Source organism: Deltaproteobacteria bacterium (assembly GCA_020848905.1).
GTDB lineage: Bacteria > Myxococcota_A > Polyangia.
In genome coordinates, this window is the sequence record JADLHG010000061.1 from 88,951 (window position 1) to 96,030 (window position 7,080).

The following is a 7,080-nucleotide window of genomic DNA, read 5'->3' on the forward strand; positions in this document are numbered from 1 at the left end:
GGTGCGTGGCGCCGGGGAGCGGGCTACTGCCGGCGCGTGGAGGTGGGGCGCGTGCGTCGGGGGGCGGCGACCTTCGAGGCCGTCGGGCCGGTGAAGCGCTCGGGGCTGAAGCCGTACTCCTTGACCCCGCCGTAGGTCGGCGAACCCGGCGCGAAGTCGTACTTTGCGACCGGGCGGTCTGCGATCTCCACCTTGCCGGCGTTCCAGCCCTGCGTGATGAGCCGCACCTCCTTGCCGATGCTCTCGAGGAAGGGGATGGTGATCGCCGCGCCGTGGCCGATGTCCACCTTCCCCTGCGAGAGGAAGAGGTACTGGCGGTACTCGGCGAAGTTCGCGAGCAGGCGCGGCCGGGCGCCGGGCAGGTGCAGGGCGTAGGTCACCTTCTGGGCCGTCTTGCGCTCGTTCTCTTGCTCGAGCTGCTCGGCCGCCGCGCCGATGGCCGCGCGGATCTGGTCGGCCGCGGCTCCGGTGAAGGAGGCCGGCAGGGCCAACTTGCGGAGCTGGTACGCGACGTCCCGACCCGCGTCGACGGGGCCGCCCGAGCGCGGGTTCCAGGGCTCCTCCGTGAGCTCGGTGACCCACGCGCCCGGAATCACGTTGCCGATGGAGTAGGCGGTCCCGCGGCGGATCACCACCATCCCCTTGAACTCGCCCTCGGTGATCGGCGCGATCTCCTCGACGTTGAAGCTTTGGACGCGGCGCGTGTGGCCCACGCGTACGACGTCGGCCTTCAGCTCCTGCTGGAGCTCGTGGGTCCAGCTCTTCAGCTCGCCATTGTCGGCGTGGTGCGCGCGAGAGGCCGACAGGAGGAGGTCGTACCTGCCGGGAGTGGGGCTGGACTGCACGGTGAGGTGGCGCAGAGCGTTCCCCGCGGCGTCGAACGCGCCGCTGAAGCGGGTCTCCGACAACCACCGGTCGCTCTCGACCTGGCCGAGCTTCGCGCGCTCGACCTTGGCCGTCTCGCGAAAGCGCGTGGGAGCGAGACGGAACCAGGCGGGAAGCGCGGCGCCGTCGCCCTCGAGCAGGCGCTGCAAGGCGGTGGCCTGACGGAGGGCTCGCTGGCTCGCGTCGGGAAGGTCCTGCCGGTCCTGGTCGGTGACATCCTTGGCCTGCGCCGGGCCGGAGACGGTCGAAACAAAGATGGCTAGGAGAACGGCCCTGCGACGGTGCGTGAACATGCTGGCTCCTGTGGCTCGCGTGCGGGACGCGTGGCGGTTCGCCGCTATAGCAGGAGATGTGCCGGGGCGCCCTCGCGGGCAAGGTGCTGAGATTCCTCGCTTACCATGCGCGACCGGGGGAGCGCGGCGGGTGGCGGGCGAAGTTGTCTGGCCGGCGGGTTCCCTGTGCGGTGCTCACACGAGGTCGCACCGTGAAGCGCGGCCGGGGGGATGGATCGCGGCCCGTGCCACCGATCTTCGGTGACCGAGCTGGCGCAGCCGGACGCCGGTGGCTCCGCGCCCATGGACTTTTCCGCTGGGCTCGCAGTAGGTTCGGTGCGCCGGGCCCCGACCGCGCCGTGGATCGCGCATTGCACGAGGGCCGGGCCGTAAGCCCCTGACCAGGAGTCGTGCCCCGTGCTGCGATGCCGTCCTTGGTGCTGTTTGGTCCTGCTCCTTGGAGTCCTCGGTTGCGGCGCGCCCTCCGAAGAGGAAGCGCTCGAGGAGCTCGGCGTCCTCGGCGGCAAAGCCGACACCGTGCTGCGCGAGGTCTCCGTCCGGCTCAGCGCCGGCAAGACGCGGCGCTACCGAGTCCGGGCCAAGGGGCTCTCCGCGCGCCTGACGCAGACCGACGACGTGGTCGCCAAGCTGGAGGCCTACGCCGGCGCCTTCCGCTGCGGCAGCGACGAATCGTCCGCCCCCGCCGTGCGCTGCCAGGGTGACGACTCGGAGCGGAGCTGGACGCTGAAGCTTTCGAACCTCGACGAGCGCTTGCTGGTCGGGAAGCTGACCGTCAGCGCACTCGCCGCGCCGAACGGAGCGGCGGAGTTCGGCATCGTCTCGGACATCGACGACACGATCCTCCCGCCGCACGGCCGGAATGCCGCGCTTCCCGCCTCGTATCCGGGGGTGGCCGCGCTCTACACCGAGCTCGAGCTCGGCGGTGGCGGAAGGCCGGGCGACATGTACTACGTCACCGCGCGCAGTCCCGAGCGCGTGGTGGAGATCCCGCCCTGGCTCGCGGCGAACGGGCTACCGGCCGGGGCGATCGAGACGGGGATATCCACGATGCCGTGGATCGTGGAAAAAGAGAAAATCAAGGATGTCACGAAAATCTTCGAGGCCCAGCCGGGGCAGCGTTTCGTGCTCTTCGGCGACTCGAGCGCGCGCGACGCCGAGGTGTATCAGGCGATCCGCGCCGCCTATCCGACCCGCGTGGCTGCGGCGTTCATCCACCGCGTGAAGACCATCGACGCCTCGCGCGTGAGCGGGCTCCACCTGGTAGAGAACTACGCCGTGGCGGCGGCGCGCCTCTTCGGCCTCTCCATTCTCGACGAGGCGGCGGCCCGCCGCATCATGCGCGCCGCGCAGCGCGACGGTCTGGCGATCTCCGACCGGGAGATCGACGGGCTCCTCGCGGCCAACCGGCCCTAGAGCGCTCGCGGGCCAGCCACCGCGACTCCTCGCCCGCGCTGCCTCCCCCCGTGACGCGCCGTGTGACCACCTGCCGCTTCGTGGTGTGGCGGAAGGATCCAGCGGTGTCCCACGGCTGCCCAGAAATTCCACGGACTTGGGCTCGCCGGCAGTGGCACTGGGCGTGCAATGGCCTCACGGCAGTCGGAGGTGCTCCCGAATGACGCTACTCAGACGAACCTACGCGGGGATGGCGCTGGTACTGGTAGTCGGGGTTTCGGTACCGGCCGCGGCGGCCGAGGAGCAGCGCGGCTGGCTCGGTCGCGTCGCGTCGTCCTTCTCCCGCGCGCGTCTCGGGGACAAGGTGGTTCGCTCTCTCGCGACCGGCTGGCACCTCATCTCCACGGGCTTCATCGTGGCCGACGTTCTCAATCAGACGTTGCCGCATACGGAGCGGCTCTCCCGCGCGGCCACGGTGCCCTTCACGCTGATGGGCGCCGCGGCCTCCCTGGCACGCGACGTCGTGCCGCGTCCCGTGCGCTATGCCGCGGCGGGCGCGAACCTGGGTCATGCGGTCTTCATGCACTTCCAGGGGTGCGAGGCGCCAGATGCGGCCCTGATGGGGCTCTACCTCCTCGGGCCCGAGCTCAAGGCCGGCGCGCGCGCCGTGCATCGCGCGGTGGTGCAGCCGATCGCCCAGCGCCTCCGCGCCAGGCGCTGAGCCCTTGGCGAGCGCCTAAGGGTCCGGCCAGCTTCTCTCGCGCGCGCGACGCCGCTCTGGCACGCACTTCGTAGCTTTCAGTCGGGCCGATCCGTGGAAGACTCGGGGCAGGCGAGTCGACCGGTGTCTTCCATGCCTGGCAGTCCCACGGATCGCGAAGAGACTCGACGCGTGGAGCTCGACTCGGGCGAGCGCGACCGCTATCGCGGGCACATCGAGAGCTCCGCGCGGCCCGAGTCGCTGGTGGTGCTGGCCGAGCGCGACACGGCGCCGGGTTCGGGAGCGCCTGCCGACGACCTCTTCATCGACCAGCCGACGCCCGTGATGGCGCTCGACGACCGGATCTCGGCGCTGGCGCACGAGTGGTACGAGCCGACGGAGCCGACCTTCGACGGCGTCGCGGAGGCCGACGAGGAACCGAGTCGCCCGACGGAGCCCGACCCGACCTGGCCCACGCGTCCCGGCCGACCGATCGTGCGCGCGGAGTCCTTGCCGCCGCCGCTGCCCACCGAGGCCTTCGTCGATGCCGGGCCGCCGCCGGCGCCGTTGATGGAGCTCCGGAGCTTCCCGGTGCCGGACCGGAGCGACGAGCTCTCCGAGGGCGCTGTCGCGATCCCCCGCCGCCCGGTGCAGCGCACGGGACCGGCTGCATCCGCGGGCGGGGTAGGTAGCCGGGACGCGGGCCTCGCCCCGCCCGACGGGCACGCGTGGCTCCGCAGCGCGATCGCGGTGGGTGTCGGCGCAGCGCTGACGCTCTCGCTCGCCGTGGGAGGGATCAAGCTGTACATGCATCTGCGTGCCGAACCGTGGCGACCGCGGGTCCCCGTGCCCCTCGTCGCGTCGAGCGGCGACGCGATCGCGGAGGTCAGTACGCGTCCAGCGCCGGTGGTCTCGCCGCTTCCGCCCCCGGATCTTCGCTTGCCCGACACGGGAGGTGGAATGCCACCCGACGCGTCGGCTCGTACCGTGGCGCCGACGGAGGCGGAGCCGCGTGCTGCCGATCGGGAGACCCCGGACCTGCCGGAGCTGCCCGCTCTGCCCAAGGCGTTCGACGCGACCGACGAAGGACGTGCGGCGCGACGGCACTTGCTCGAACTTCGCGCAGCGCGGGCGTACGGCGAGATGGAGCGACTCCTGGTCGCACTGCCGCCGACGGTGCGGCACCACCCCGTCGTGCGGCTCTGGCTGGCGGGGGTCCACTACCAGCTCGGGCGGCTTCCGGCGGCGGCGGCGGGCTATCAGGCCCTCGCGTCGGGTCCGGCGCTGCGAGCCGAGGCGCTGCTCGGGTTGAGCCGGACCAAGCTCGCGCAGAATTACCGCACGCTCGCGCTGCGGCTCGCACGAGAGGCGCGGCGTGCGGCGGGCGCGGGGCGCTCCTCGGTGTGCGCGCAGGCCATCGAGCTGCAGCTCGCGCGCTGTCTGCTGGCGCTGCGCGAGAAGGAGAACGCGCCGCGATAGCGCTGTGCGACGACGCCCGACGGTGCTCGACGACGCCGCGCTCGCGGGCCAAGGTCTTCCCTCCCCGCGCGGCCTGCTGGACATGGCGGGTGGGATGGGCTAGACCGCTGCCACGTCGAGTGAGGCGATCATGAAGGTAGGAATCATCGGCCGTGTCAGCGCTGGCCGGAACACGCTGTTCGATGCCCTGACCGGGCAGGGCGGGGCGCCCCGTACGCCCGGCAAGGCGCGCCTCGGTATCGCCCGCGTGGCCGACCCGCGGGTGGATCGGCTGACGGAGCTCTGCAAGCCGAAGAAGACGGTCTACGCCGAGTTCACGCTCGCTTTGCCGCAGGCGCACGCGTCGGGTCCGGTGGACGCGGCGGGGGTGCGCGAGCTGCGCGACCTCAAGGCCTACGCGCACGTCGTCGGAGCCTACACCGGAGAGCCGGTGGCGGAGTTCGTGCCGCAGGAGATCCAGGCCCTCTCGACGGAGCTCGTGCTGAACGACATGGAGCGGGTGGAGAAGCGGCGGGCGCGCATCGCCAAGGGCGGAGGCGCACGGCCGGGCGAAGAGGACGCGCTGGCCATGGCGGCCAAGCTCCTCGAGCAGGAGACGCCGCTGCGCCTCCACGGCTGGGACGAACAGGCGCTCGACCTGCTGGACGACACGGGGCTCGTCAGTCAACGGCCGGTCTTGACGGTGGTCAACGTCACCGAGGAGCTCCTCGGCGACGGACCGCCCGCCGCGGTGCACGAGGCGGCGAGGGCGGTGGGCAGCGAGGTGCTCTGGCTCTGCGCTCCGCTGGAGCTCGAGATCGCGGCCCTGGATGCGGCGGCGCAGCAGGAGTTCCTGGCGGCCTACGGGCTGTCGGCGCCCGTCTCGCAGCGCTTCGTCCAGGCGAGTCTGCACCTTCTCAAGCAGATCTGCTTCTTCACCGTGGGGCCCGATGAGGTGCGCGCGTGGCCCATCCCGCGCGAGACGAAGGCGCGGCGCGCGGCCCGGGCCATCCACAGCGACCTCGAGAAGGGATTCATCCGGGCGGAGGTCATCGACTACGACGTCTTTCTGCAGCACGGCAGCGAGGCCAAGTGCCGCGCCGTGGGGCAGCTCCGCGTCGAAGGGAAGGACTACGAGGTGAAGGATGGCGACATCATCACCATTCGCTTCAACGTCTGATCGCACGGCCCGACGCACACCATGACCCAGCAGCTACACGACGCCCGAGTCCTCATCGTAGCGGGCCTTCGCCCGGTGCTGAACGAGCTCCTCGAACTCCTGTCGGCTACCCAGCCGGACGTGCGCCTCGCCACCGGGGGGGCGCTGCTTCGCGCGCTCGACGAGTGGTCGGCCGCGGTTTCGCGGCAGACGGCGCAGCCGGAGAGAGAACAGCTCCACGCGCTCGAGCACGGCAAGCTGGAGCTGATGGGAAAGCTGGCCGTCGCGCAGAAGGACACCACGGATCTGCGCGCGCACAACCAGCAGCTGCGCGAGGACCTCATCCGGGCCAATCAGAAAATCGACGCGGCTCGCAAGGAGCAGATGGAGGCCAAGCTCGCCGTGGAGACCGTGCGCGCGAACGCCAAGGCGCTCGACCTCGAGGTGCGGGACCTGCGGCGGCGGGTGCGTGAGCTCGAGGGTGGGCCGCCGCTCACCCCGGCCGAAGCCGCGCCGGAGCAGGTGCGGGCGCTCCTGGCACCCGAGGCGCAAGCCGTCGCCGCGTCGCCAGCGGTGCCTGCGCCGCAGGTGGTGATCCCGTGGCCGCCGCTGGCGCTGTCTGGCGTACAGCCGGCCGCCGAGCCGTCCTCCGCCCCGCCGTCGCTCGCCGCCGCGCCACCTGCCGAGGTGGCGACGCGGTCGTCGGAAAGCCCGGTGAAGGCGAGGGCCAGGCCCGGAAGCAAGCGCCCCCCGGCGAAGCCGCCGCAGCCGGCCAGAACGCCGAACGAGAAGTCCGTGAAGTCCGCGAACGCTGCCCGTCCGGCGAAGAAGAAGGCCCCCGCGAAGCAGGCCAAGGTTTCGCGCACCGCCGCCAAGAAGGCCCCCGCGAAGCCGGCCAAGGCCTCGCGCACCGCCGCCAAGAAGGGCTCGCGCACGGCGGCCAAGAAGGCCCCGCGCCGTCGGTCCTGACGGGTCCGGTCAGGGGGCCCTCATTTCTTCTTGAGGAAGTCCTGCGTCCAGTACGGCTTCGCGAACGCGCCGGTGCCGCACGGCACGTATCCCGTACCGAGGTGCGTGAACGGGCCGAGGATGTTCGCGCGGTGTCCGGGGCTCGTCATCCACGACTTCATCACCTGCGCGGGGGTGGGCTGGCCGAGGGCGATGTTTTCTCCGGCTCCGACGTAGGTCGCGCC

The 7,080-nt window shown here is 71.7% G+C and carries 7 protein-coding genes; 5 read left to right on the top strand and 2 right to left on the bottom strand.

Features of this window, described 5'->3' with window-relative positions:
* Positions 1 to 23 precede the first annotated feature (23 nt).
* Positions 24 to 1,178 carry a hypothetical protein gene (locus IT371_26815; protein ID MCC6751294.1) on the bottom strand — a complete coding sequence of 385 codons (1,155 nt, stop codon included), beginning with the start codon at positions 1,176 to 1,178 and terminating at the stop codon, positions 24 to 26.
* Between the two features lie 423 nt (positions 1,179 to 1,601).
* Between IT371_26815 and IT371_26820 the strand changes: the two genes are divergently transcribed.
* From IT371_26820 to IT371_26840, 5 genes are all read left to right on the top strand, one after another.
* Entirely contained in the window at positions 1,602 to 2,591 is a 990-nt protein-coding gene (locus IT371_26820; GenBank protein ID MCC6751295.1) for a DUF2183 domain-containing protein, read from the top strand.
* A gap of 199 nt (positions 2,592 to 2,790) precedes the next feature.
* Positions 2,791 to 3,291, top strand: a complete 501-nt coding sequence (locus IT371_26825) for a hypothetical protein (protein ID MCC6751296.1) — start codon at positions 2,791 to 2,793, stop codon at positions 3,289 to 3,291.
* A 132-nt stretch (positions 3,292 to 3,423) separates the two neighbouring features.
* Positions 3,424 to 4,749, top strand: a complete 1,326-nt coding sequence (locus tag IT371_26830; GenBank protein MCC6751297.1) for a hypothetical protein — start codon at positions 3,424 to 3,426, stop codon at positions 4,747 to 4,749.
* A gap of 130 nt (positions 4,750 to 4,879) precedes the next feature.
* Entirely contained in the window at positions 4,880 to 5,908 is a 1,029-nt protein-coding gene (gene ychF / locus IT371_26835) for a redox-regulated ATPase YchF (GenBank protein ID MCC6751298.1), read from the top strand.
* 21 nt (positions 5,909 to 5,929) lie between these two features.
* Positions 5,930 to 6,856 carry a hypothetical protein gene (locus IT371_26840; protein ID MCC6751299.1) on the top strand — a complete coding sequence of 309 codons (927 nt, stop codon included), beginning with the start codon at positions 5,930 to 5,932 and terminating at the stop codon, positions 6,854 to 6,856.
* A 20-nt stretch (positions 6,857 to 6,876) separates the two neighbouring features.
* On the opposite strand, the gene IT371_26845 is transcribed toward IT371_26840, so the two are convergent.
* Positions 6,877 to 7,080, bottom strand: a 204-nt coding sequence (locus IT371_26845) for a transporter (GenBank protein MCC6751300.1), incomplete at its 5' end; no start/stop codon positions are given.

Coding starts and splice junctions, on each gene's coding strand:
- IT371_26815 (MCC6751294.1), bottom strand. CDS start 1,178: ATGTTCACGCACCGTCGCAGGGCCGTTCTCCTAGCCATCTTTGTTTCG.
- IT371_26825 (MCC6751296.1), top strand. CDS start 2,791: ATGACGCTACTCAGACGAACCTACGCGGGGATGGCGCTGGTACTGGTA.
- IT371_26830 (MCC6751297.1), top strand. CDS start 3,424: ATGCCTGGCAGTCCCACGGATCGCGAAGAGACTCGACGCGTGGAGCTC.
- ychF (MCC6751298.1), top strand. CDS start 4,880: ATGAAGGTAGGAATCATCGGCCGTGTCAGCGCTGGCCGGAACACGCTG.
- IT371_26840 (MCC6751299.1), top strand. CDS start 5,930: ATGACCCAGCAGCTACACGACGCCCGAGTCCTCATCGTAGCGGGCCTT.